This is a genomic window from Dactylosporangium sp. McL0621, assembly GCF_049995355.1.
Classification (GTDB): domain Bacteria; phylum Actinomycetota; class Actinomycetes; order Mycobacteriales; family Micromonosporaceae; genus Dactylosporangium.
Window position 1 is genome coordinate 9931214 of the sequence record NZ_CP188259.1, and the last position, 22811, is coordinate 9954024.

Annotated in this window: 23 protein-coding genes and 1 tRNA gene; 5 read left to right on the plus strand and 19 right to left on the minus strand. The window is 70.6% G+C overall.

Features of this window, described 5'->3' with window-relative positions; all coding sequences use genetic code 11:
- Window position 1: 1 nt before the first annotated feature.
- Entirely contained in the window at window positions 2-733 is a 732-nt protein-coding gene (locus tag ACPPVO_RS47035; RefSeq protein ID WP_426505365.1) for a hypothetical protein, read from the plus strand.
- A 10-nt stretch (window positions 734-743) separates the two neighbouring features.
- Window positions 744-1379 (plus strand): acVLRF1 family peptidyl-tRNA hydrolase, encoded by a 636-nt coding sequence (locus tag ACPPVO_RS47040; RefSeq protein ID WP_426505367.1) that lies wholly within the window; start codon window positions 744-746, stop codon window positions 1377-1379.
- A gap of 55 nt (window positions 1380-1434) precedes the next feature.
- Here the strand turns inward: ACPPVO_RS47040 and ACPPVO_RS47045 are convergent, their stop codons facing one another.
- Both ACPPVO_RS47045 and ACPPVO_RS47050 read right to left on the minus strand, forming a co-directional pair.
- Window positions 1435-4086: a discoidin domain-containing protein gene (locus ACPPVO_RS47045; protein ID WP_426505369.1), complete on the minus strand. Its 2652-nt coding sequence runs from the start codon at window positions 4084-4086 to the stop codon at window positions 1435-1437.
- A 213-nt stretch (window positions 4087-4299) separates the two neighbouring features.
- Window positions 4300-6207 carry a diguanylate cyclase domain-containing protein gene (locus tag ACPPVO_RS47050; protein WP_426505371.1) on the minus strand — a complete coding sequence of 636 codons (1908 nt, stop codon included), beginning with the start codon at window positions 6205-6207 and terminating at the stop codon, window positions 4300-4302.
- Window positions 6208-6475: 268 nt separating this feature from the next.
- Here ACPPVO_RS47050 and ACPPVO_RS47055 point away from each other — a divergent pair, with 268 nt between their 5' ends.
- The gene (locus tag ACPPVO_RS47055) at window positions 6476-6880 is read left to right on the plus strand and encodes a diguanylate cyclase (protein ID WP_426505373.1); all 405 of its coding nucleotides are present in this window, start codon (window positions 6476-6478) and stop codon (window positions 6878-6880) included.
- On the opposite strand, the gene ACPPVO_RS47060 is transcribed toward ACPPVO_RS47055, so the two are convergent.
- From ACPPVO_RS47060 to ACPPVO_RS47075, 4 genes are all read right to left on the minus strand, one after another.
- Window positions 6801-7160 (minus strand): hypothetical protein, encoded by a 360-nt coding sequence (locus tag ACPPVO_RS47060; protein ID WP_426505375.1) that lies wholly within the window; start codon window positions 7158-7160, stop codon window positions 6801-6803. The genes ACPPVO_RS47055 and ACPPVO_RS47060 overlap by 80 nt on opposite strands.
- A gap of 44 nt (window positions 7161-7204) precedes the next feature.
- Window positions 7205-7993, minus strand: coding sequence for a hypothetical protein (locus ACPPVO_RS47065; protein WP_426505377.1), 789 nt, complete (start codon window positions 7991-7993; stop codon window positions 7205-7207).
- On the minus strand, window positions 7990-8280 hold the full coding sequence (locus ACPPVO_RS47070; RefSeq protein ID WP_426505379.1) for a hypothetical protein: 291 nt from the start codon (window positions 8278-8280) through the stop codon (window positions 7990-7992). Before ACPPVO_RS47070 ends, ACPPVO_RS47065 begins: the two co-directional genes overlap by 4 nt.
- Window positions 8281-8345: 65 nt before the next feature.
- Complete coding sequence (locus ACPPVO_RS47075) at window positions 8346-8741, minus strand: VOC family protein (RefSeq protein WP_426505381.1); 396 nt, start codon at window positions 8739-8741, stop codon at window positions 8346-8348.
- A gap of 102 nt (window positions 8742-8843) precedes the next feature.
- On the opposite strand from ACPPVO_RS47075, the gene ACPPVO_RS47080 reads away from it, so the two are divergent.
- Window positions 8844-8917: transfer RNA gene (locus tag ACPPVO_RS47080), tRNA-Pro, on the plus strand.
- Window positions 8918-9027: 110 nt separating this feature from the next.
- Here ACPPVO_RS47080 and ACPPVO_RS47085 read toward each other — a convergent pair.
- The 13 genes from ACPPVO_RS47085 to ACPPVO_RS47145 all read right to left on the minus strand — a co-directional run bounded on the left by ACPPVO_RS47085 (window position 9028) and on the right by ACPPVO_RS47145 (window position 21083).
- Entirely contained in the window at window positions 9028-10560 is a 1533-nt protein-coding gene (locus tag ACPPVO_RS47085; protein ID WP_426505383.1) for a LacI family DNA-binding transcriptional regulator, read from the minus strand.
- Window positions 10561-10571: 11 nt separating this feature from the next.
- Window positions 10572-10883: a helix-turn-helix domain-containing protein gene (locus ACPPVO_RS47090; RefSeq protein WP_426505385.1), complete on the minus strand. Its 312-nt coding sequence runs from the start codon at window positions 10881-10883 to the stop codon at window positions 10572-10574.
- Between the two features lie 104 nt (window positions 10884-10987).
- The gene (locus ACPPVO_RS47095) at window positions 10988-12649 is read right to left on the minus strand and encodes a replication initiator (RefSeq protein ID WP_426505386.1); all 1662 of its coding nucleotides are present in this window, start codon (window positions 12647-12649) and stop codon (window positions 10988-10990) included.
- A gap of 8 nt (window positions 12650-12657) precedes the next feature.
- A complete protein-coding gene (locus ACPPVO_RS47100; protein WP_426505388.1) occupies window positions 12658-14361 on the minus strand; it encodes a DNA cytosine methyltransferase in 1704 nt (567 codons plus the stop codon).
- Complete coding sequence (locus tag ACPPVO_RS47105) at window positions 14355-14705, minus strand: hypothetical protein (protein ID WP_426505390.1); 351 nt, start codon at window positions 14703-14705, stop codon at window positions 14355-14357. Before ACPPVO_RS47105 ends, ACPPVO_RS47100 begins: the two co-directional genes overlap by 7 nt.
- A gap of 103 nt (window positions 14706-14808) precedes the next feature.
- Window positions 14809-15846 (minus strand): hypothetical protein, encoded by a 1038-nt coding sequence (locus ACPPVO_RS47110; RefSeq protein WP_426505391.1) that lies wholly within the window; start codon window positions 15844-15846, stop codon window positions 14809-14811.
- Window positions 15847-16198: 352 nt separating this feature from the next.
- On the minus strand, window positions 16199-16576 hold the full coding sequence (locus ACPPVO_RS47115) for a hypothetical protein (RefSeq protein WP_426505393.1): 378 nt from the start codon (window positions 16574-16576) through the stop codon (window positions 16199-16201).
- Window positions 16573-17256, minus strand: a complete 684-nt coding sequence (locus ACPPVO_RS47120) for a hypothetical protein (RefSeq protein WP_426505394.1) — start codon at window positions 17254-17256, stop codon at window positions 16573-16575. Before ACPPVO_RS47120 ends, ACPPVO_RS47115 begins: the two co-directional genes overlap by 4 nt.
- Window positions 17253-18134, minus strand: a complete 882-nt coding sequence (locus tag ACPPVO_RS47125) for a DUF6197 family protein (RefSeq protein ID WP_426505396.1) — start codon at window positions 18132-18134, stop codon at window positions 17253-17255. Before ACPPVO_RS47125 ends, ACPPVO_RS47120 begins: the two co-directional genes overlap by 4 nt.
- A gap of 160 nt (window positions 18135-18294) precedes the next feature.
- On the minus strand, window positions 18295-18759 hold the full coding sequence (locus ACPPVO_RS47130) for a hypothetical protein (protein ID WP_426505397.1): 465 nt from the start codon (window positions 18757-18759) through the stop codon (window positions 18295-18297).
- 29 nt (window positions 18760-18788) lie between these two features.
- Window positions 18789-19661 (minus strand): FtsK/SpoIIIE domain-containing protein, encoded by an 873-nt coding sequence (locus ACPPVO_RS47135; RefSeq protein ID WP_426505398.1) that lies wholly within the window; start codon window positions 19659-19661, stop codon window positions 18789-18791.
- A gap of 11 nt (window positions 19662-19672) precedes the next feature.
- Window positions 19673-20125 (minus strand): single-stranded DNA-binding protein, encoded by a 453-nt coding sequence (gene ssb / locus ACPPVO_RS47140; protein ID WP_426505400.1) that lies wholly within the window; start codon window positions 20123-20125, stop codon window positions 19673-19675.
- Between the two features lie 100 nt (window positions 20126-20225).
- Window positions 20226-21083, minus strand: coding sequence for a hypothetical protein (locus ACPPVO_RS47145; RefSeq protein ID WP_426505401.1), 858 nt, complete (start codon window positions 21081-21083; stop codon window positions 20226-20228).
- 232 nt (window positions 21084-21315) lie between these two features.
- Between ACPPVO_RS47145 and ACPPVO_RS47150 the strand changes: the two genes are divergently transcribed.
- Complete coding sequence (locus tag ACPPVO_RS47150; protein WP_426505403.1) at window positions 21316-22560, plus strand: XRE family transcriptional regulator; 1245 nt, start codon at window positions 21316-21318, stop codon at window positions 22558-22560.
- Window positions 22561-22811: the final 251 nt, after the last annotated feature.

Genomic DNA, 22811 nt, shown 5'->3' on the forward strand with positions numbered 1-22811 from the left:
CGTGGGCTATCTCGACCCGCAGACCGAGGGCCCGCGGCGCCCGAGCCCCGAGCGGCTGGCGGCGCCGGACGCCGGCGTGCTGTACGTGCGCTCCTTCCTGCTGATGCGGGCCGTCATCGGCTTCATCGGCGTCGCGCTGCCCGTCGCGCTCGTGCTCGGCGACCTCGCGCTCGAGGGCGGCCGGCCCCGGGCGTCGCTGAGCGAGTACTTCTACACGGGCCTGCGCGACGTGTTCGTCGGCGCCCTGTGCGTCACCGGGCTGTTCCTGGTGACGTACAAGGCGTTCGAGCACAACCTCGACAACCTGCTCAGCAACATCGCCGGGGTCGCCGCGCTCGGGGTCGCGCTGTTCAGCACCGACCGGCCGCGGCACTCGACGATCGCCCTCACCCCGCTGCAGGAGCGGATGGGCGAGATGCCGGTCGCGGTCGTGCACTACACCTGCGCCGCCGTGTTCATCGTGTGCCTCGGCATCATCAGCCTGTACTTCGGCATCCGCGAGGGCAACCGCACCGAGCTGCCGGGCCGGCGCTCGCCCGCGTTCTGGCGCCGGTTCCACTTCACCTGCGCGGCCGTCATCGGCGTGGCCGTCGTGTTCATCGCGGTCACCGAGATCGGCGGCTGGCTCCAGGACTACGCGCTGCTGGTCGGCGAGGCGCTGGCCATCCTCGGCTTCGGCGCGTCCTGGCTGATGAAGGGCCTGGAGTTACGGGTTCTGTTCAGCACGAAATAGGATCTGGGACATGGTGACGGCCAAGCCGGCCGCGGGCGGCGGTCGTTGGGTGGAGATCTCGCCGGAGCGCCTGCGCGGCTGGCTCGACGGCTTCTACGGGCGCCATCAGGGCGCCGACGAGGCGGGCCTGGTGCTGACCGGGACGAGCAACGGCGACCGGGCGACCCTGCACCCACCGCCCGGCCTCGACGCGGCCGAGGACGTCGACGCGCTGCTCAGGGGGGTTGCCGCGCCGCCCCGCATCGGGCTGCTCCTGGCCCGCAAGGGCGCCGTGGCGGCGGGCGTTGTCGACGGTACCGCCATCACGGCCTCCAAGGTGGAGCGCTTCCACGTGCACGGGCGCACCGCCGCCGGCGGCTGGTCCCAGCAGCGCTACGCCCGCCGCCGCGACAACCAGTCCGACGCGGTCGCCGGCAAGTCCGCGGACATCGCCGAGCGGGTGCTGCTGCCCGAGGCCGGCACGCTCGCCGCGCTCGTCTGCGGCGGCGACCGCGGGATGGTCGACGCGATCCTCGCCGACCGGCGCCTCGCCGCCCTCGCCGCGCTGCGCCACCCGCATCTGCTCGAGGTCGCCGAGCCGCGCCTGACCGTGCTGGAGGAGGCCGCGGTCGCCGCGCGGAAGGTGCGCATCCACCTGGTCCCGTGAAACGAGCGGGCCGCCCGGCTGGATGCCGGACGGCCCGCCCACTACAGGTACCTGATCAGGGGAAACTGACGACGTTGTGCGGGGTGACGGAGCTCGGCAGCGCCGCGTCTCCGGTGTCGTTGATGACGTGGGTGATGGAGCCCTTGCCCAGCGACACGGTCAGGATGTTGTGGAACTTGACGTTGGCGTTCACCGGCGTTTCGTAGCTGTGGTACGCCGCGATCGACTCGTCCGAGGTGAAGACGCAGTAGCTGCCCATGCCCCACGCCTCGTGCGAGGTGACGGTGTTGGCGACCTTGTAGGCGGCGTAGCCGGTGATCCCGTCGTGGGACCAGGCGGCGGCCGACGGCGGGTCGTAGGGCAGCTCGTTCTGGAAGAAGATCGTCTTGCCGCCGTTGCCGTTCCAGATGACGTTGTACTTCTCGAAGTGCTCCACGAACAGGCCGTACGCGGTGACGTTCTGGCCGTTGACGATGAGCCCGGTGTCGGCCGGGTTGGACGTCCAGCCCGCCCCGGCACCGTGGTCGGCCCGCCAGGACCAGATGTGGTCGATGATCGTGTTGTTGTTGTTGACCACGAGCGCGTTGGTGACCTTGGCCGCACCGGCGCCGCCGACCCGCAGGAAGACGTCCGAGACCAGGTTCGGCGCCCCCGCGTGGTTGCCGCCGGCACCGTTCGGGCCGACCTGCAGCAGGGCCGGGGAGTTCGTCGGGCCCGCGTCGAACAGCAGGCTGGCGATCTTGACCCCGTCGACGTCACCGACGGCCATCGGCAGGGCGCCGTTGTCCGCCACGATCGTCGCGTAGCCCAGGCCGAGCACCACGGTGCCGGCGCGGTTGATGTTCACGGTCGAGCCCAGGTGGTACACGCCCGGGGTGAACAGCAGGTTCAGACCCTGCGCGACCGCCTGGTTCAGCGTCGCCGCGGTCACGCCCGGCTTCGCCACATAGAACTGGCTCAGCGGCAGCGACGTGCCCGGGGTCTGCCCGTTGATCCAGGTCGCACCGCTGCTGTTGGTCCGCTGCGACGGCACGAACACCCTGTAGCCCGACGCGTCGGCGTACAGGTACGGCTTCTCCTGCGTCACCGGCGAGGTGGGCAGGGTGGTGTACGGCGGGTTCGGGAAGCTGTTCGCCGGAGCACCCTGGACGCCCGAGAACACCATGTTCCACACGGAGCCGTTCCAGCTGCCGATGGTGGAGTCGCGGGTGAACCACTGCTGCTGCGAGCAGGGGTTGATGTTGCCGCTGATGCGCGAGTCGGCGATGTACCCGCCGGACGCCCACCCGCAGTTCGGCGACGCGAGGGTCATGCCGCCATGCACGTCGATGCGGCGGAACGGCGCGGCCTGCGCGACGGCCCAGCGGTCGACCCCGGAGACCGGGTAGATCGACAGGTTCTCGGCCGAGCGCCAGAAGTTCTGGGTCGCGTTGCCCTGCATCCAGCCCGCGTCGACGGTGATGTCGCCGTGGATCTGCACGTCCTGCGGGTTCTGGCCGAGGCCGTTGATCGACGTGTAGAAGCCGATCTGGGCGTTCAGGCCGCTGTAGGAGCCCGGCTTGAACAGGAACTGGTAGCGCTCGTTGCCGAACTGGTTCTGCTCCTGCTGGGTGAAGACCTGGTCCAGCTTCGCCTGGATGGTGGCGGAGGACTGGCTCGGGTCGAACACGATGACGTTCGAACCCAGGTCGCCGCCGCCGGGCAGCTGCGGGCCGGTCGGGGTCGGCGTCGGGCTGGTGGTCGGCGAGGGCGACGAGGTCGTCGGTCCGGTGCCGCCGGTGTTCACGATGAACTCCCACGCCGAGTAGCCGTAGCCGGTGCCGCGCGCGGTGCCGTACAGGCGGATGTAGCGCCCGGAGCCGCTCAGGCCGCTGAGGACCTGGTTGCCGCCGGTGCCGCCGGTGACCGTCTTGATGGTCGCCCACGTGTTGCCGTCGGCGGACGTCTGGATCTGGAAGTCCTTGCCGTAGGCGGCCTCCCAGTTGATCGTCACCTGACAGATCGACTGGGTGGAGCCGAGGTCGACGCTCAGCCACTGCGGGTCGCTCGCCGCGCTGGACCAGCGGGTGCCGCCGTTGCCGTCGACGGCCGCGGAGGCCGGGGTGCCGGCGTTCTCGATGCTGGAGGCGGTGGCCGTCTTGCCCTGGGCCGCGTTGGTGGCGGTGTTGCACGGGCCCGAGGTCGGGTTCGTCGGGAACGAGCCGAACACCTGGAACTCGTACAGCGAGTAGCCGTAGCCGGTGGCGCGGGCCGTGCCGTTCATCCGCACGTAGCGGCCGCTACCGGTGACGCTCAGGGTCTGCGTGCCGCCGGTGCTCGTGGTGGTCGAGTAGACGTTCGTCCACGTGTTGCCGTCGTTGGACGTCTGGATCTGGTAGGCCGTCGCGTAGGCGGCCTCCCAGAACAGCTTGACCTGCGAAATCGTGGCCGTCTGGCCGAGGTCGACGCGAATCCACTGCGGGTCGCTGAACGCGCTGGACCAGCGGGTGCCGGTGGTGTTGCCGTCGAACGCGGCGGACGCGGGGGTGCCGGCGTTCTCGTCGGAGGACGACAGCGCCGGCTTGCCCTGCGAGATCAGGGTGTCGGCGGCCGAGGCCGTCAGGGTCGTCGTGATCACGTACGTCACCAGCACCACGAGCGTGGCGATGGCGGCGATGATCAGATTTCGGCGGCGGCGGTTCGCCGTTGGCGGTGCGGCGGTGTGCATAGCTGCTCCTGTTTCAGGGCATGGCGGCAGCCGGACGGTCCACCGCGGGGGTGCGGTGGTCGCACTTGTGCTCCGGCCGTCGGGGTGTCAGGCTCACCAGACCGGGAACGGGCGGCCCGGGAACCGGGGTGAGGTTCGGAGAGCGCTCTCCAAGACGAGAGTTATCCGTAGCAGCCCCGGTGTCAAGAGGTCCACGGTTCCGGAACTGAAAATCTAGAGAGCGCTCTCTAGGAGTGAGCCCTCGGATCGAACCCTGTAATCGATCCCGGTGTCCCGCGCGAACCGGGCCACGGCCTCGGCGAACGCCCGGGATCGGCCGTCGTCGACACCGGTCGGCGGGTCGACGATCACGGCGCTGAACGGCAGCGCGCTCAGCAGATCGAGCCGTACCGTTCCGGTGCCGGTGTTGTCCAGGGCGAGCCCGACCCCGGCCGCCCGCAGCTCGCGCATCACCCGCGGCAGCACGCCGTCGTCGGCCAGCTGCGCCGCCGGCAGCGCGAGGGTCAGCCCGTCCGGCGTCAGCCCGGCCTCGGCCAGCAGACCGGTCAGCTCCGCCGCGAACCCGGGCGAGACGAGCGCGGCCCGGCCCACCTCGAGCGTGAACGGCGGGCGCGCCGCGGCGATCGCCCGCCGCAGATCGGCCAGGCGCGATTCGGGCGTCATCAGCAGCCCGCTCAGATCCGGGGTGTACCGCGCGTGCGTGCCCTTCCCCCGCCGCTTCGCCGCGTACATGGCGATGTCGGCGTGGCGGAGCAGGTCCTGGGCGCCCTCGCCCTCGGCCCGGGCCGCGACCCCGACACTGGCCGTCACCGTGAGCACGTGCCCGTGGGTGTGCACGGGCCGCTCGAGCTCGGCGAGGATGCGCGCCGGGATGCCGTCCAGGCCGTCCGCGGGGCCGTCGGCCACCAGCACCGCGAACTCGTCGCCGCCGAGGCGGGCCACGAGATCGGTCGGGCGTACCGCGGCGCGCAGGCGGCGGCCGACCTCCACGAGCAGCCCGTCGCCGACCGGGTGGCCGAGCGTGTCGTTTACCGCCTTGAAGTCGTCGAGGTCGACCAGGACGGCCGCGCCCGCGTGCTCCAGGTGCTCGTTGAACAGCGCCCGGTTCGGCAGCCCGGTGAGCGCGTCGTGCGTCGCCTGCTCGCGCAGGAGCCGCTGGTGCTCGCGCAGCGAACGCAGCAGCCCGTCGTTGTCGGCGAAGGCGAGCAGCTGCCGGGCGACCACGGCGGCGGTGGCCACGACGGCGCCGAAGAGCACCGGCAGGGTGCCGCCGCCCGCGACCGTGACGGCGACGAGGAGGAGGTTGACGGCGGCGACGGCGAGGTACGGCAGGACGGAGTAGGGCCGCCCCCGCCGCAACGGGGTCACCGGGGCCGCCCCGGCCCGGCGCGCCTGCAGCACGCCGGCGACGGCGACCATCAGGGCCTCGCACATGGTGACGAGGTCGGACACGCCGGCGAGACGGGGGCTGTCCAGCAGCGGTACCAGCGCGGAGCCCACCGAACCGATCAGCACGACGAGCGCGAGCGCCCGCAGCGCCCGCCCGTCGACGGCCGCCACGCCGGCCAGGATGAGCTTGACGACGGCCAGCACCGCGAGCAGGCACAGCACGCTCAGCACGAGCAGGGCGAGCACCCGCGGCAGCGGCGCGCCGGCGATGGGGCGCAGCACGAACTGCCACAGGAACGTCGCCGAGCACACCAGCACGGTGGCGGCGTCGAGCCCCAGCCGCAGCCAGTCGCCGCGGCCGCGGACCCGGGTCGGCAGGCGCAGCAGGGCCCAGAGCACGAGCAGCAGCGCGACGCCGAGCAGCCCGACGGCGGCGAAGAGCAGCGGGCCGCTCTTGCGCCCGCCCAGGCTCGCCTCGGTGAACGGGCCGGTGGACGGGGCGATGAGCAGCGCCGCGACGGCGAGGTGGCGCCAGAACCGGCGCCCGGCCGGCTCGAGCCCGGGGGTGCGGGCGGCGGCCAGCAGGTACATCCCGCCGATCGCGAGCCCGATCGCGCCCGGCAGCCAGCCCAGCACGAGGCCGCCCTCGAAGCCGGCGAGCCGGAACAGGCCCCAGCCCACGGCAACGGCGAACAGCGGCGCGTACACGGCGAGCAGCCGGCTGGTCTTCACCGCCTGTCATCACCGCCTTCGCCCCCGGCCGGCGGACTTCCGGCCGTCATACCTTCGGCCAACCGAGTGCCGAGATGAGCGGTATCGCCCACCCATCGCGGGCGGTGCGCACAGGGTAGCGCCCAGTACGAGGCGCGATCCAGTATGCCGGAAAAGTGGATCATTACTCAGTTTGGCGCCGTGCCGGCCGATACCGCGGACGTGACCGGCCTGTGCAGGTTGTTCCTCGTCTTCGGGGTGTTCTGCGCTCTACGGGTCGTGGCCGCACGTGCTCGCGTACACGCTCGCGGTGCTCGTCGCGGTGACGGCCACCCGCGGCATGGCCCGGGCGCGGCGCGGAAGCCCCCTCGCGGTACTGCTGATCGACCTCGACGGGTTCCGGAAGGTCAACGACACCTACGGCCACGCCGCCGGCGACCAGCCCCTGGCCGCGATCCACCGCCCGGCGCGGGTGGCCGGCGTCGAGCTGACCCCGACCGCGGGCGTGGGCATCGCGTGCCGGCGCAACCACGCCGAGATCGACCAGCTGCTGCACGACGCGGACGCCGCCGTGCACGCCGCGAAGCACGCCGGCCCGGGCCGGATCGCCGTCTTCACCGAGGGCGCGGCGAAGGTACTGGATGCCAGATCGCTCGCTTCAGCGCCCGCACCTTCCCTTGCTGGTCCGCGATGAGCGCCTCGGCGGCCTCCTGCACCCGCGCCGGGGTGAGGTCGCCGGTGACGCTCCACGCGCGCATCCCGGTCGCCCGGACGCACACCTTCCCGTCCCGCGAGCGTCCACATGCGACGATCTGGGCCCGCCGCCGCACGTACTCCTCGGCGCGTCGCCCGATCGGGGCCGGCTCCCTGGTGAGCCCCGCGCGGCGCAGCACTTCGCGGGTGCGCGCCGCCCAGAGCGCCCGGGCGAGCGCCTCGAGATCCCCGGCGCCGCCGACTCCATCGAGCTCTATCATTCCTGGCCGGAGTGTCGCTCTGACCCCTCGCACCCGCACGGTGATCACCACCCGAACAACTCCGGCCGATCCGTCAGCACCCGCCCGGTCGCCCGCAGCGCCCGCCGCACCTCGTCCCGCTTGTCGTGGATGTGCGCCCGCAACTGCGTGATCGCCTCCCGCACCCGGTCGGCGACCTCCACGGGGTCATCGGCACTGAACGTGGTCTGCGGCGCCTCGGCCGGCCCGGTAGCGGCAACCACCTGCGCCAGACCGGCGATCCCCCCGGCGGCGAGCGCGAGCCCACCGGCCACGGGCACCGCCGCGATCGCCGCCACGGACGCGACAACGGTGAAGGTGACCGTCCATTCGGTACGCGTACAGTCCCCGCACGCCCCGACCGCCGCCAGCCCCTGCTCGGCAATCTGATCCGCGTCCTGCCGCGCCCGGACCCAGATCTCCTGCTCGGCCTCGAGCGCGGCCCGCAGCACCACCCCGACGGTGTACTGGTTGCGCACGAACGCCGGCCAAGGCTCGACGAACCCGTGCCGGAACCGCTCGGCCGCATCCCCGGTCCAGTTCCGCAGCGCATACTGCAGCTCGCTCAGCTTCGGCTCGGCGAGCTCGCCGCGATCCCCAGTGGACAGTCCACGAAGGACACTCTGGACCTGGTCGATCTTCGCCTGGGGCACCTCGGGAAAGTCGGCGATGGGCCGAAACGCGTCAGGAAGATCGGCAAACTCCCTCTGAATCGCCCGACGCTTGAACGGATCGCTCCCGGTCCCCCCGACGGCAACAGCAACAGCAAGATCACGCATATCCTCGGCGTGCTGCATAATCAGCTCGTACGTCACCCGGGAAGCACCCCACTGTCGCCCCGCAGCCGCCGAAACTCGCCCGCAGCCCCGTCATCGGCGCGCGCGTACTCCTCAACGGCCACACAGACGGCAACGCCGGCCTCATTCACCTGCCCGGCCGCATCGGCGAGCACCCCGACGAGCTGCCGCCGCAGCAACGCCCAGTCGGCATCGTCATGACGGACAACACTCAGCTCATCGGCGGCCCGCGCGTACACCCCGGCGAGCGCGGGCAGCCGAAGCCGCCCGACCCGCCACAACTCAAACAGCTCAACACCCAGCACGGCGTCGGAGGCTAAGCCTTCACGCCCCGTTTCTCGACGGCCTTTTGTCCGCTTTTGTGGGCCTCTCAGGCGGGTCCGAGCAGGTCCCACCGGTTCCCGGCAATATCCCGGAACACCACGATCCGCCCGTACTCCTCGACGCGCGGTGACCCTTCGATCACCACTCCGTGCTCAACGAGCCGAGCGAAGGCCACATCAAAGTCCTCGACCCGGAGAAAGAACCCGACCCGCCCGGCCGCCTGCTCCCCCACCCCCGCCTCTTGACGCTCCCCATCGGCCTGCGCGAGGAGAATGCCGGTCTGCGCCCCGGGCGGCCGCACGACAACCCACCGCTTCGCCCGCCGCTCGACACTGGTGAGCGAGGGCGAGTCCTCGACGAGCTCGAACCCGAGCACCCCGACGAAGAACTCGATGGCCGGGTCGTACGCGTCCACCACGATCGTGACCAGCTCAAGCCGCATCGGCCGAGCGTAACGGCGTTCACCCGGCGCGAGGGGGATACTGCGTGGGCGGGGGCGGGGGGTGTGCGCTACGCTGTACCGGCTGCTCGCGTAGGGCGGCACCGGGACATAGCGCAGCTTGGTAGCGCACTTGACTGGGGGTCAAGGGGTCGTGGGTTCGAATCCCGCTGTCCCGACAGGCGAAAGCGCAGGTCAGGGCCGGTTTCCTGCACACGGGAGATCGGCCCTTCTCGATGGCCGTCCCGGTTCGGGAGAAATCGGGGAGAAGATCTTGCCGTGAGCCCGGTCACCGCTCCTCCCCCTCGGTCAGCAGCCGGTCCAGCACCGCGACGGGTGAGCGTGGATGCATGGCCCGCCGGGACGCGAGCGCTTCACGCCACACTGCGGTCAGCCTGCTGAGCAGCTGCTCGACCATCCCGCCGGTCACGTGCTCGTACGCCTGCTGCACCGTCGTCTTGGCGTGACCCATGTGCAGGTCCATCAGCGGCGACGGGGTGCCCAGTTCCACCATGAGCGTCTTGTACGAGTGCCGCAAGCCGTGCGGCGTCAGCCCCGGCGCGATCGGCACCCAGCAGCAGTCGGCCCGGCCCGCAGCGTTACGACCACGGATCGGCACGCCAGGCCACGGGTCGGCCAGCACCGGCACCGGTCGCGTCGGCTGCGGCGCCTTACCCGGATACCAGCCCGTTACGGCAGGCTGGAACAGCCACGTCGCGAACCCGTTCCGGCGCCAGTGCGGCGCGACCGGACCATCCGGCAGACCACCGACATAGCCCAGCTCCGCCATCGCCGCGCGCACCCGGTCCCGGGTCTCGTCGGCAACCGCGGGACGGTCATGCGCCACCGCCCACACCGTGCCGACCGACACGCCGGCCCGGCGGCCCACATCGGCCATTCGCGGCCCCTGCTGCCGGGCCCCTTTCCGGGGCGGACGGTGACCGCTGAACACGTAGCGGAAACCGTGACACGCACAGGGCGTCGGCTCGACCCGCCGGACATGCTGCAGCTGCAGGTCCGTCAACCACTGCGGCACGTTGACCGTCCGGTACGAATCGTCCTTCGGCGGGCAGCGCAGCAGCTCCCCGTGGTCCAGCTCGTACAGCTGCCACTCGACCCGAACCTCGCGCGGGCGCACGTACTGCGTCTCCAGACCCACCGTCTCACCGAAACGCAGACCGCCGAACCCGATCGTCAGCCCGGCCACGAACTCATCGTCCCGGCCGGACAGCAGCGCCATCCGCTCCGAGATCAGCAGGACACCAAGCGCTGAGGTGATCGCCTTCTCCGGTGCCCGCAGCTGCGAACGACCGGCCACCCGGCCACGGCCCCGGCGCCGGGTAGCCGGGTTCGCCTCAATGTGCCCCTCGCCGGCCGCGTCGGCCAGGATGACATGTAGCACCTTGCGCCACCCCTGCACCGTTGCCGAGGCGTACCCGTCTCGGCCCTCCTTCTCCCACCTGGCTACCCGGCTCCTGCCCTCGCGCTCGATCTCCGCCATGGTCAGGTGCCCGAACGCCGGCAGGATGTGGCCTTCGATGTGCCTGCGGTAGGTCTGCATCGTCGAAGGGGCCAGATCCAGCTCGGCGTACCACTGGTTGACGTACACGCTGAACAACATCCCCGGATCGGCAACGACCGGACGTCGGCCGGCCCGGACCTCGACCTCCTTCGCGTCCGCGGCCTGCGTCGCCGCCCGGCTGGTCCGGAACCGGATCGTCGCGCCGTACTCGTCCTGAACCGTGCCGTACCGACCCTCAGCGATCTTGTACCGCCCGCGGTAGTAGCCACCACCGCCGGAACGTTTTTCCGCGAAACCCATTGCCGCTCCCCTCACGCCGCCATCGAAGCCGGACGGCTGCCGCGAGCTCGCCGGGGCGGCCGGGCGCGCAGCAGCGGCACCGTGTCGTCCGGCGAAACCTGAACCGGGCGACGTACCGGGTTCACCGATGACGGGACCGAACTCGTCATGCAGCCTCTCCCCTCGTGCGCCTCGATCACTGCGTCCAGATGCTGGCGCGTGAAGCGATATGCGCCGCCGATCAAGGTGTGTGGTGCGCGACCTTCGCGGGCTTCCTTCTTCAGCCACCACGCCGAGCACCGCAGCAGTGCCGCCGCCTCCTCCGCCGTGTACAGCAGCGGCACCGAACCGCTGCCCTCCGGCCCCGGAAGTCCTGCCCTACCTTGCATGTGCTGTCCTTCCTATCCCCGCATTCGATGTCAAGCCGGGCTTGACGACGTATCGACGTTCATGCGGCCAGTGCCGCCAGGTCTTGTAGGGCGGCCTCGTGGTGCTCACGGGCGAGTGCGGCGGAGGTGTTAGCGAGCATCGCGTCGGCGGTGGTGTGCCATCCGGCGCCGACGAAGGCCAGGAAGTTGACGACCAGGACGGTCGGTGTCTCGTCCGGCCCTTCGGCGGGCGGGCCGCTGGTTTCGGTGCGGCGGAAGACGACGCGTTGCTGCCGCAGCATGCTGAAGGTGACCGAGTAGCGGCGGCTCTTGGTGAGGAAGTGTCCGCCGAAGCCGAGCATGTGGGCCCAGCGGCGCAGCCGGACGTACGGGTTCGGGGTGCCGCCGTCCTCGGCGTCTTCCGCGCCGGTTCCTGGGCGCTCGAGGTGGCACGTCGGGCAGGCGGGCAGCAGGGTGGGCCGGTCGCAGCCGGGGCACGTCCAGGGCTGCCGGTTGCCTGCGGCGGGGCGGCCGAGGCGCCAGCAGGCATCCAGCAGCCGGGCGGTGTGGTCGCCGTCCGGGTCGGCGTACAGGTCGATGGTGGCGGTGTTGAGCCGTCCGGAGGTGTGGCCGGTGACCTCGGTCGCTTTGGTGGCGTACTTGGCCAGGTAGGCGGCGACCATGCCGTCGGTGACCTCGCCGTCCGCGGCGGTGGTGATGACTTTGACGAGCAGCTGCTCACCCCAGCGCACCGGCCAGCCGTCCGGCCGGTCGGGGTGTGCCGGGGTGTGGACGCTCGTGACGGCCGCGGCGTGGCCGACGGCGTCGACGAGGTCGGCGGCGGTGAGGCCGGCCGGGGGCGGCAGGATCACGGCCGGGTTGTCCGGGTCCCAGCCGTCGAGGCGGATGATGGCGTGGAAGTGCACCACCCCGCGGCGTTGCATCTCGGCGACCTTGCCGAAGGAGAGCCGGAACGGGTCGACGGGGACCAGTCGCCCGTTGCGTTCCTTGACCAGGAACGGGATGCCGCGTTCGGCCGCCCGGCGGCGCAGGAACTTGCGGACGGCGTTGGCGGTCCGGGACCACAGCGCTCCGGCGAAGCCGTTCCACACGGCTTGGGCGTCGTGGTCGTAGCAGTCCAGGCACAGCGGTGCGCCGAGCGCCGTGTCGGTTTCCTCGTGGCGGGCGAAGCAGACCAGGCGGCGGCCGTGCGGGCAGAAGACGAGTTCGCGGCGGGCGTGGCAGGGTTCGGGGCGGCAGTCGCAGCGGCGGCGGTTGCCGCAGGTGTGCCGCTGGACGTGGCGGGTGTGGACCTCGCCGAAACTCGGGGCGGTCAGGGTGGGGAACACGGCCGGGTGCCGGGCCACGTCCTCGGGCACGCCTTTGCCGCCGACGAGTCCGGTCCGTACGAGCTGGTAGGCGTCGCGCTTGTAGCGTTCGGAGCAGGCGGGGCAGACGGTGGCGCGGCGGTTGCCGCAGGCCTTGTAGATGACGCCGTCGGGCAGGTCGCGGGTGTCGGTACGCGCGAGGAGGCGGCCGGTTTCGGCCTCGATGCGGTCCATGGTCCCGGCCAGGCGGATCGGGCGGGTGCAGGCGGCGGCCGGGCGGACGTGGGACAGCCAGTCTTCGAAGTCGGGGCGGGCGGCACGGCCGATGGCCTGCAGCCGCACGTCACGCGACCGGGCCAGCAGGCTCAGGATGGTTTCCTGAGCCTGCTGGCCGGTGATCGGGAGGGCTGTCATCGGGACCGTCAGGCCTGCGGGTCGATCGAGTCGCCGGTGATGGCTTCGACGACCGCGGCGACGAGGTCGCGGGCGGCGGGCGGGGTGACGGCGTTGCCGAGCATGCGGACCTTGGCCCGCTTGGAGCCGCCGAGCAAAATGTAGCCGGGTGTGAAGGCCATCCCGGCGCGGATCTCGTCGACGCCGAGCATCCGGAATGTGCAGTCCTGCACGGCGATGGCCTCGCCGAGGACCGCGTCGCCCTGCACGGCGGTCTGCACCGGCAGGGGGACGTCGAGCTCGCGCAGGTCGCCGGTGTCGTAGCTGTACAGCAGCTGGTCCCACCGGATGAGGGACTGCCGCTGCTCGGCGAGGACCGCCCGCAGCGGTTCACTGACTGGGGTGGACATCTGGCCCTGGTCGCCGCGTGCGGTCATGTTGCGCATGACGAGCGCGTGGTGGTTGCCGCTGGCCGTGACCGTGTCCAGCGGTTCGGCGGTGACGGGCTTGCTGGCGTTGTGCCCGCGCAGCGGGACGATGAGCGCGTCCTGAGCGCGGGCGGTCTGCGCCCGCAGCGGCACGCCGGCCGGGCGGGCCTGCTTGCCGTCCCGGCCCTCGACCGGCACCAGCAGCGGTGGCACGGTCAGGCCCTCGATTTCGCGGGTGGTCCGTGCTCGCATCGGCGTGGCGGTGGTGCTGGCGGTTTCGTTGCGTCCGCCGCCGCAGGGCACCAGCAGCGGCGAGCAGGCCACGGCTTTGGTCGCCGTGGTGGTCTGCACGGTCAGTGGGGCGTCGACCGGCCAGGTCCGCACGCCGGGGCGGCGTTCGAAGGTGTTCCCGGCCGCCTCGACGGTGATGGGCCGGGCGAAGCGGCGCAGGCCCGCGTCGATGCGGGCCATCGTCTTGGGCCGCAGCGGCACCGTCCGGTCGCCGATGCGCTGGCCCGGGATGGTCCAGTCGATCGCGGCGGCGGCGGGCAGGGCGTAAGGCTGGACCGCCCGGCCCCGGCACGCGACGTTCGGGCAGCGGTAGACGTACTGGGCGCCGTAGCGCATGAGGCGCCGCCCGCCGGGTTTGGCGGTGTAGACGCCGGCCACGTCGCCGCAGCGCGGGCACCACGCCCGGGGCCGGGTCCATTTGGCGAAGTCCGGGTCCCGGTACTCCTGCCGCCAGAACACGAAGTAGACCCGGTCGCGCAGCTGCGGCGCACCCGGGCCGAGGACGGTCGCGAACGCGCTGTTCAGCACGACGATGCGGTGCCGGTAGCCGAGGTTGGCCATCCGGCGCAGCCAGGTGTCGAGGTGCTCCCACTTGAGCACGTCGGTGACGTTCTCCACGATCACCGCCCGGTAGCGGTGGACCTCGGTGAAGCGGGGCACGTCCTGCATGAGCATCCGGGACCGCTGCGCGGCCTCGTCCGGCAGCGGCTCCTGCTCCTCGCCGAAGAGGTCCAGCTGGACCGGGCGGCCGTCGTAGTCGCAGCGCTTGCCCTTGGCCACCGACCAGTTCGTGCACTCCGGCGAGAACCAGCCGATGTCCGTGCGGGGGTGGCGGCGCGGGTCGATGCGGGTGATGTCCTCCCGGTCGTGGTCAGCGTCCGGGAAGTTGGCGTTGTGGGTGTCCACGGCCAGCTGCCAGTGGTTGGCGGCCATGACGACCCGGACGCCCGGAACCTGCTCCATCCCGGTGGAGGAGCCGCCGGCCCCGCAGAAGTAGTCGGCGACGGTCAGCATCGCGGCACCGCCGAGAGGCCGAGGACCGATGCGCGGACCGCGTCAACGACGTCGCGGGCGGCCGTGTCGGCTTGCAGGTCCGCCAGCGGGCGGTCCCAGTCGATGCCCGACGCGGCGAGCCGCTCGGCTGCGGTGCGGGCCAGGTCGAGCGAGGTGGCGAAGACCACAGCACGACCGGTCGGCACATGCGTGACCGCCCAGTAGCCGCCGTCGTAGCGCATCGCCGTGGCGGTGGTGCGGTCCATGTGCATCCCCGGCGTGACCGCGAGATGCGACCCGAACGGCTCACCGAAGACAGTCACGCTCGGCGTGCCGTCGGACAGGGTGATGGTGATCTGTGACATGGAAAGGTGCCTCCGTAGGCAGCGAAACTCGGTGCAAAGGGCAGGGCTGGGCCGTGCCCGAAGCGGGAAGCTTCGGGCACGACGCGTCAGAGTCGGGACGTCGTTACCGGGAAGCCGGGACGCGGCGGCCGTTGACCGGCCGGGCCGTCGGCGCAGCGGTGTCGTCGAACACGGTGAGGGCCTGAGCGGCGATCTCGGTCGGTATCCGCAGCCGGACCGCGAGCTGACCGGCGGTGATCGGCGTGCCGTGTTCCGTCAGGTACTGCGTCGCGACCGCACGTGCCTGGGCCAGCAGATCCGCGGACACGATCGGCAGCGTCAGTTGTGCAGCGCCAGGCCGGGCGACAGAGTCTGTGGCGGGCGGTGCCAACTGCGCGGCCGTCGGGGCCGGGTCAACGGGCTCGGGACGGGAGGGGCGGGCAGCCCGGACGGGCGCGGCAGCCGGAGCCGTCGGAGCCGGGGCGGGCTTGGACACGATCCGGGCCTTCAGGTCCGCCGGGGTCGGCGGTACCGGAGCAGCCGGAGCCGGGTCCGCAACAGGAGCCGGCTCCGCGGGCACGTCGTCCAACGTGGACAGTCGGAAAGAAGGAGCCGGGGTGGCGGCGGGTTGTGCTGCCACCACAGCGGCCGGAATCGCAGGAACAGGGACAGGTATCGGCTTCGGGGCGGGAACGTGCACGGGTTCCAGCGCCGGTCCAGGCGAGACCTGAACAGGACTGGTGTGCGCGGCACTGGGCTGCCGGACAGCGGCGTCGATGCTGCCTTCCCGGCGGAGCAGGGCACGCATGTGCACGGCCAGACCCGACACGGCGGGCGGGAACATGCCCCCGATCGCCGCAAGGACCGTCTGCCAGACCACATGGGTCAGCGACCAGACGGTCAGCAGGTGGTACGCGGATTGGACGGTGACACCGACGGCCACCGCGAAGTAGGTGTTCTTCCGCGCGAACGCGGCCACCTTCGCCGGGACGGGTGCGGTCCACAGCACCAGTGCCACAACGACATAGCCGTCGACCACGATCGGCATCAGCCACGCCAGGCGCAGCGTCATACCGTCCACGGTCAACGTGTCGGTGAAGCCGGCCAGGGTCGCGAACGCGATCCAGGTCGACGCGGACAGGATGAACGACGCGGTCAGCACCGCCCAGGACGCGAACGCGCCGAGGCGAGGCTCACCCGTCGGGTTCGTCCGGGCCATCAGCGGCCACCTCCCGCCGGAACACGGGGACGGACACCGCACAGCGGGCAACGACGAGAGGCGCCACCTTGACGCTTCAGCGACCGCTCATCGCTGCGGGTACCGTGCCAGGTCCGGGCGAGCTGCCAGCCGATCCCAGCGGCATGAACGACCGCGAGGAGACGGGCACCGCGACCGCTGGCATGCTCGGCAAGCCGGGCCACCAGGTCGACAGTCCAGCCCGTGTAATGCCGGGCGTGACCGAACGGACGGTCGAAGTGCAGCAGATACACCACACCGGGACTGCTCTGACCGGTCATCGGCCATCACCCCAGATGAGGCAGGTGACACTGGCGTCGAACACGTCGGCCAGCACACGGTGCAGCAGACGCCCATCGTCAGCTGTGTCCGGACGGTGCGACAGGTGCAGCACCACGTCGTACAGGCCGGTCAAGCCTTTGAACAGCTCGGCCAGGGCATCGGTCGGGGTCCCGGTCACGATGACCAGTTCGATCCGCGTCCACACCGGGCGGAGCAGTTCCGTGGTGTCGTCGAGCAGGGCGTCCAGCACCTCGGTTGCGCTGAGGTTCCGGCCGAGATGCCTGGTGGCCCAGTCGGCGTGGTTGTAGGTGTTAAGCAGTTGCTCGCCCAAGTAATGGACGAAGCCGATGATCGGCTCAGGGTTCGTGATCATGGCGTCGTGTCCTTTCCGAGCAGGTCGAACAGGTCAGGTGCAGCTGTTCGGTCAGGACAGGTCGCCGGGAGGGCCTTCTGCCTGACCGTCTTGCGGTTCGCGAGAACCGACTTCGGGTCGTGCAGGAAGGCCAGCTGATCCGGGGTCAGCCGCGAGACCGCCGCCTTGTCTTCCGCGCGCCGGTTGAACAGCAGCGGACGGACGGTGGCAGTGGTCGGGCAGTGGACCGCGTTCAGCGGGTAGGCGTAGCCGCAGGCCGGGCACATCGTCGGGACCGGACTGCCGGGAAAGTGTTCGGCGAAGACCTCGACGAGGGTCGCCACGGTGACGCCCATGCCGGCCTCGGTGATGCGCCGGTCGAGCGTCGGACGGTCGGACTTGGCGCCGAACCGCATCTGCGCGGCTTGACGGCTCACGCCGAGGCGCTGCCCGATCTCGTCCCAGGAGTAGGAATACGGCTTGGCACGCAGCCCACGCACGGCCTGGCGCAGCACACTGTCCACTTCGGACGACAGCATGGTGAGCATGGCCAGTGCCTCGATGTCGCCAGCGGCGACCCGGCGGGCGTAGGCGCGCAGGATGCGCCGCACGAACGCGTCGAACTGGTCGTTCTCGACGGTCCGCTTGGCACGCTTGGCACGACGCGGTGTCAAGCCGGGCTTGACGGTGTTCTTGCTCATCGAGCACCTTCCAGCACCGGCACGCCGCCGTCGTGCGCGACGCAGGTGAACTCAGCCGTGCAGTAGCAGTACATGTCGCAGCCGGTGCAACGGTCCGACGCGCCGGGCTGGTGTGACATGCCGTCGTGGCAGGCCGTCTCGGCCTGACGGCGGTATCGCGTCACCAGCCGTTCCCGCACGTCCGGGTCGTGGCATTCGACCTCAAGCGCGCTACCGCAGGTGCGGCAGTCGTGCCACAACCCGACGTACGGCTCGGACTCGCCGAGGCACCCGACCGTGATCGAGTCGTCGTCGGAGGACATGAACCGGTTGCAGCACATCGGGAACATCCCTGTGCGCACCGCCGTCGCCGCCTGCTCCAGCATGGCGAGGACGTCGTCGCAGGTGCGGCCCTTCACGTCGTTGTAGCCGTACACGTTCAGGCCGAACCGGTGGAACAGGTACAGGTCCAGGAACCCGACCGCCTGCTCGAACGAGCCGAAACCCGGGTCGTCGAACATCTGCGCCGGAGCGTCGACCGGTCCGCCGTAGCAGACGATGCCGACCGCGCCGACCAGGCACGCCGGAGGCGTGAACAGCCCGGCCGTGGCGTCGTAGTACTCGCCCTGGTTCCAGCCGTGCCGCTGCAGGTACAGCCGCGTGTCACGCAGCGTCTGCGCCACCTCGTCAGCCGTGCGCTGGCGGATTGCTCGATCGATACCCGCGTCCATCGACGCCTCGAAGGAGTCGATGCAGTCGCGGCAGACCGGGTTCAGGTTCGAACCGGCCAGCACCCACAGCGATGCGCCGCAGTGCTCGCACTCGGTCGGGGCGTACGCGACCGCTGCGTCGGACGGCTGGTCTGCCCGGTTCTCGGGCGTGTTTTGGGTAGGCTGCATCGCAGCCACCTCCTTTCAGCTTGGAGGGCTGTGTGGTTGTTGGGGACCGGCGGCACCAGGCGCTTTCTCAGGGCGTGGTCCTGGTGTCGTCGGCTTGGCCTTGGGTGGCCACCGCCCGGGCCGTACGACTACGGCACGGCCCGCACGGTGGCGGCCCAGGTCACTCGTGCCAATGCGAGATGACCGTGACGCACCGGGACCCGACGCGGACGCCGGCCACGGCCAGCAGGACCAGGGCGACGACGCCGAGGACCGGCGCGAGCGCCAGCGCGGCCGCCGCGTGCGAGACCAGCCACACGACATATGCGGCGCCGCCGAGCACGCCCAGGCCGACCGTGGCCCCGACGCCCAGCAGCAGGCTGCGGGTGCGGCGGTCCTGCCGGTCCAGTTCCGCGCGGCGCTCCAGCCAGCGCAGGTAGTCCTGCCGCTGCCGCTCCTCACGGTCGTCGAGCTGCCGCACCCGACGCTGCACCCGGGCGGCCGTCTCGGCGTCCAGGACCGTCCCGGCCTGCGCGGCAGCGATCGCCGCCGCCAACAGCACCGGGTCCTGCTGCGGGGTGGCCACGTCCGGGTACGCCACGTAGCGGACCGCGGTCGGGCGCTGTGCCGGAAGACGCTTGCTCATCACGTGTGCTCCGTTCGGAATGTTGGGGGTCATGCGGCCACGACCGTCAGCTTCGGCCGCGGTCCGGCCTCCTCGAGCAGTCCGCGCAGCTCCGCGGCGTACGCGGCGATCGCCGCGCACTCGCCGTCGTCGAGCCACGCCACCTTGATCAGGCCCGGGACGCCGCCCTCAGCGATGAGCAGCGCCGCGCCCTGGTTCGTCGGGCTGATCGCGTTCGCGGTCCAGCCCTGGTTCGCCCAGCCGTGACCGAGCACGATGTCCGAGCTGCTGTCGTTGGTCGTGCGGAAGCTCGCCCGCCACGCGAACAGGTCCCGCAGCGAGGTGGGGATGATGTCCGACGACGGCCGCTGGGTGGCCGCCGCGACGATGATCCCGATCGCCCGGCCCCGGGCCACCAGGTCGCGCAGCAGCGCCGAGAACATCTCGCGCTTGGCCTTGTCCAGCACCGTCGCCGAGTAGTAGGCGATCTCATCGATTGCTAGGACGATCGGCCTAAAACTGTCGCCCGGCTTGATCTTCCGGCGCAGGTGCCAGCGCAGCCACCGGTACCGGTTGTCCATCACGATCTGCAGCCGCTGCAGCACCTGCAACGCCCCGTCGATGTCCGGGCCGACGAACGCCTGCGCGCACGCCTCCCACTGCCCCAGCTCCACCTGCTTGCCGTCCAGCAGCACCAGCGTGCAGTCCAAGCACACCGCCGCGTACGCGACGATCAAGTTCAGCAGCGACGACTTACCGCCGCCCGGCTCGCCGCCGATCAGGATGTTGCGGTAGATCAGCAGCACCCGCACGGCCGCACCGAACTCGTTGATTCCCAGCACCATCGGGTCGAAGATCGACAAGTCGCGTTCCGGGAGCAGTCCGCCGCGGCTGCGCCGCCGCCCGACCGTGCGCAGTGCCATCGCCGCCTACCTCACGCCGCGCGCAGCGTCGAGGCCGGCGACGCCGACGACCACGGATCGTCCGGCACGTTGTCCGGCACGAACCCGTCCCCGCCCGACCGCGCCAGCTTCTGCACCTTCGCCGTCGCCCACCGCAACGACGGGCCGACCTCCTCGATCAGCAGCCCGATCGCCGAGCGCTTCTCGCCGCCCTCGGTCTGCCACTGCGACTGCTCCAGCCGACCGACCACCACCACCCGGGCGCCCTTCGACAGGGACTCGGCGATGTGCTCGGCGATCGGCCCGAACGCCGTGCACCGCATGAACAGCGTGTTGCCGTCCACGTAGGCGCCCTTGCCCTGGTCGAACCGGCGCGGCGTGGAGGCCACCGAGAACCGGGCCATCGCCTTGCCGTCCGGCAGGTACCGCAGCTCCGGATCGTCGGTCAGGTTCCCGACCACCGTCACCGTCGTGTCTCCCGACATCACACACTCCTTGATTCGTTTGGTTCCGAACGAACCCAGGTCGCCTCGCTGGCGGCCACCACCGCACCCGGACCCGCAGGGCCGGGCGCGACAGAAGCGGTCAGCGGCGCCCGCCCCGCGGCTTCAGCTCGACCGGCGGCAGTTCCACGTCGGCCAGGTCCAGGGCCAGCCCGTCCAGACCGGACTCGGGCGGCGCGGCGGGCTGTCGCTTGCCCGCGAACCGGTCCGCGAGCGGCGAGCGGACCTTCTGGGTCAGCGGGTCACGGCGAGCGACGTCGACGCGCAGGAACGCCGCCGAACGGGCCGAGGCCCGGGCCACCCGCACCTCCGAGGCCCAGCACGCCACCGCCAACTTGTCGGTCTTGCCCTCCAGGTCCGACATCGCCAGACCAGGACGCAGCAGCACCCACACCCGCTCCCCCGCCGGCGTCGGCCGCGCCCACAACATCAGCGGCAGCACCGGCACACCGCCGTGACTCGACCCGCGCACGATCCGGACGAAGCTCAACCGCAGCCGGTGGCGGTCCACCACACACCAGCCCAGCGCGACCGCCGTGCGACGCACCCGCTCGACCAGCGCCAGACCCACCGCCGTCAGCGCCAGCACCGAAAACGCGCCCCACCACGCCAGCACCTGCGACAGCTCCACCCAGACCCACAGCAGACCGGCGAGCGTCAGCAGCTCCACCGACCACCACCACAGCGCCCGCAGCACCGGCCACACCAGCACCGTCACCCCGGCCACCAGGCCCACCACGATCCCGAGCGGCACTCCCAGCAGTAGCCCGGGCAGACCCACATGAGCCGCTGCCATCGCCGCGCACGACAGCGCCACCGCCAGCGGCGACGACACCATCACCGTCATCCGCGCACGCTGGGCGTACGACGCCGACACCTGCGGCTCCACCACCGCCATCGCCATCACCGGACGAGCACCGAACAGCTGACGTAGACCCATGACACGACTCCTTCTGTTGGCCGCCAAGGGCAGAATACCAACTCAGTTGGTACTCGACAACCCAGCGACTGGACCCGGCGGCCGGGTTCATCGAAGCTGGGTGATCTCGGGACGGTAGGAACTTTTGCTTCTCACTACAGTCCTGAGCGAGGTAGACGAATGACAGATGTCACTCCGGGGACAGGTCCTTGTCCCCATCGCCACCAAGGGCAAACTCGCGGATACTGGCAGCATGGGGCAGGACGCTGCACGAGATGACGAACGCCCTCTATGGGCTCGCCGCATCCGCAACGAACGAGTTGCCCGCGCATGGTCACAAGCGCAGGCCATCGAAGCGCTGCGCGCGCACGCCAGTGCGGAGCTTCCGGCGAACGGCAGCCTCTTGCGCAACTGGAAGCGCTGGGAGGCGGGGGATGCCGAGCCAGACGACTTCTACAAGCCTCTTATTGCAAAGACCTTTGGAACCGTCACCGCGGCATTCTTTCCACATCCGCGGCACCGCGACGCGGAGGCGGTGCTATTGGCCGAAACCGGCCTTGACACCCTTGAGCTCGTCTCTCGCCTGCGCACGTCCGACGTGTCACCGGGCACTCTCGATGCACTTCGCATCACCGCGGACAGGCTCTGCAGTGAGTACCCGTACATGTCGGCAGGGCAGCTTCACCTTGAGGGTCAGGCATGGCTCCGTCGCATCACTACGATGCTCGACCGCCGACTTTCGCTGGCTCAGCACCGTGAAGTGCTCTCGCTGGGCGGCACCGTGGCGTTGCTAGTTGGCTGCCTTGAATACGACCTGGGCAAGCGGCCTGAGGCCGAGGCCACGCGCAAGGCCGCATTCTCGCTCGGCGAGGAGTCGGGCGACGCCGGCGTGATGGCGTGGGCGCAGGAGATGCGTGCCTGGTTCGCGCTTACACAGGGGGATTACCGTGGAGTTGTCGCCGCTGCGGAAATCGGCGAAGCGATTGCGCCACACCACAGCGCGGCCGTCCAGCTAGCCGCCCAGCGGGCAAAGGCGTGGGCGCGTATGGGGGACCGGCGTCAGGTTGAGCTTGCGCTGGACCACGGCCGCCGACTGCTTGAAGGTCTCCCCTATCCGGAGAACCTCGATAACCATTTTGTGGTGGACCCGTCGAAATTCGACTTCTATGCCATGGATTGCTACCGCGTGGTAGGCGAAGACAGCCGCGCTGAGATCTACGCGAGCGAGGTGATCCATTCTTCAAGCGATCTAGACGGATCGGAACGCAAACCTATGCGGATCGCAGAGGCGAGGATCACGCTGGGCGTCGTTGCGGCGCGCGCTGGTGATCTCGAAGGTGCGCTCAGACACGGCCAAGACGCACTTCATGGTGATCGGAAGTCCTTGCCGTCCCTTGTGATGGTGTCTCGCAACCTCGCGGAAACACTCCAAAACCGCTATCCACAAGAGGCTGCGGTGGAGCAGTACCTCAACCAGCTACGGACGCTCAGCGTCTGAGGTCTCAGGTGCTTGTCTGGGGGGGACAGGGCGACCCCCAACGCCAGGACGCGGGCGCGAGCCGTGCCACTCCACGATCCGACCGGGACGCCACATGTGTGTACGTCCCACAGTCATATCCGGCGCTGGCATTTGATCACGTTTACGGTAATTCGTCACCGTGGCGATCTTGATGCCAAGGTAGGCGGCAACGTCCGACGTTGTCCACCACTCCGCGTTCAGATCGACCGACACGCTCCAAGGATACGTTG

Excerpts from the sequence above, each read along its gene's own strand:
- ACPPVO_RS47115 (WP_426505393.1), bottom strand. The coding sequence starts at position 16,576 with ATGATCACGAACCCTGAGCCGATCATCGGCTTCGTCCATTACTTGGGC.
- ACPPVO_RS47100 (WP_426505388.1), bottom strand. The coding sequence starts at position 14,361 with ATGCTGACCGTCGCCGACTACTTCTGCGGGGCCGGCGGCTCCTCCACC.
- ACPPVO_RS47150 (WP_426505403.1), top strand. The coding sequence starts at position 21,316 with ATGGGGCAGGACGCTGCACGAGATGACGAACGCCCTCTATGGGCTCGC.
- ACPPVO_RS47045 (WP_426505369.1), bottom strand. The coding sequence starts at position 4,086 with ATGCACACCGCCGCACCGCCAACGGCGAACCGCCGCCGCCGAAATCTG.
- ACPPVO_RS47105 (WP_426505390.1), bottom strand. The coding sequence starts at position 14,705 with ATGTCACAGATCACCATCACCCTGTCCGACGGCACGCCGAGCGTGACT.
- ACPPVO_RS47095 (WP_426505386.1), bottom strand. The coding sequence starts at position 12,649 with ATGACAGCCCTCCCGATCACCGGCCAGCAGGCTCAGGAAACCATCCTG.
- ACPPVO_RS47125 (WP_426505396.1), bottom strand. The coding sequence starts at position 18,134 with ATGCAGCCTACCCAAAACACGCCCGAGAACCGGGCAGACCAGCCGTCC.
- ACPPVO_RS47085 (WP_426505383.1), bottom strand. The coding sequence starts at position 10,560 with ATGGGTTTCGCGGAAAAACGTTCCGGCGGTGGTGGCTACTACCGCGGG.
- ACPPVO_RS47120 (WP_426505394.1), bottom strand. The coding sequence starts at position 17,256 with ATGAGCAAGAACACCGTCAAGCCCGGCTTGACACCGCGTCGTGCCAAG.
- ACPPVO_RS47130 (WP_426505397.1), bottom strand. The coding sequence starts at position 18,759 with ATGAGCAAGCGTCTTCCGGCACAGCGCCCGACCGCGGTCCGCTACGTG.
- ACPPVO_RS47135 (WP_426505398.1), bottom strand. The coding sequence starts at position 19,661 with ATGGCACTGCGCACGGTCGGGCGGCGGCGCAGCCGCGGCGGACTGCTC.
- ssb (WP_426505400.1), bottom strand. The coding sequence starts at position 20,125 with ATGTCGGGAGACACGACGGTGACGGTGGTCGGGAACCTGACCGACGAT.
- ACPPVO_RS47145 (WP_426505401.1), bottom strand. The coding sequence starts at position 21,083 with ATGGGTCTACGTCAGCTGTTCGGTGCTCGTCCGGTGATGGCGATGGCG.
- ACPPVO_RS47060 (WP_426505375.1), bottom strand. The coding sequence starts at position 7,160 with ATGATAGAGCTCGATGGAGTCGGCGGCGCCGGGGATCTCGAGGCGCTC.
- ACPPVO_RS47075 (WP_426505381.1), bottom strand. The coding sequence starts at position 8,741 with ATGCGGCTTGAGCTGGTCACGATCGTGGTGGACGCGTACGACCCGGCC.
- ACPPVO_RS47040 (WP_426505367.1), top strand. The coding sequence starts at position 744 with ATGGTGACGGCCAAGCCGGCCGCGGGCGGCGGTCGTTGGGTGGAGATC.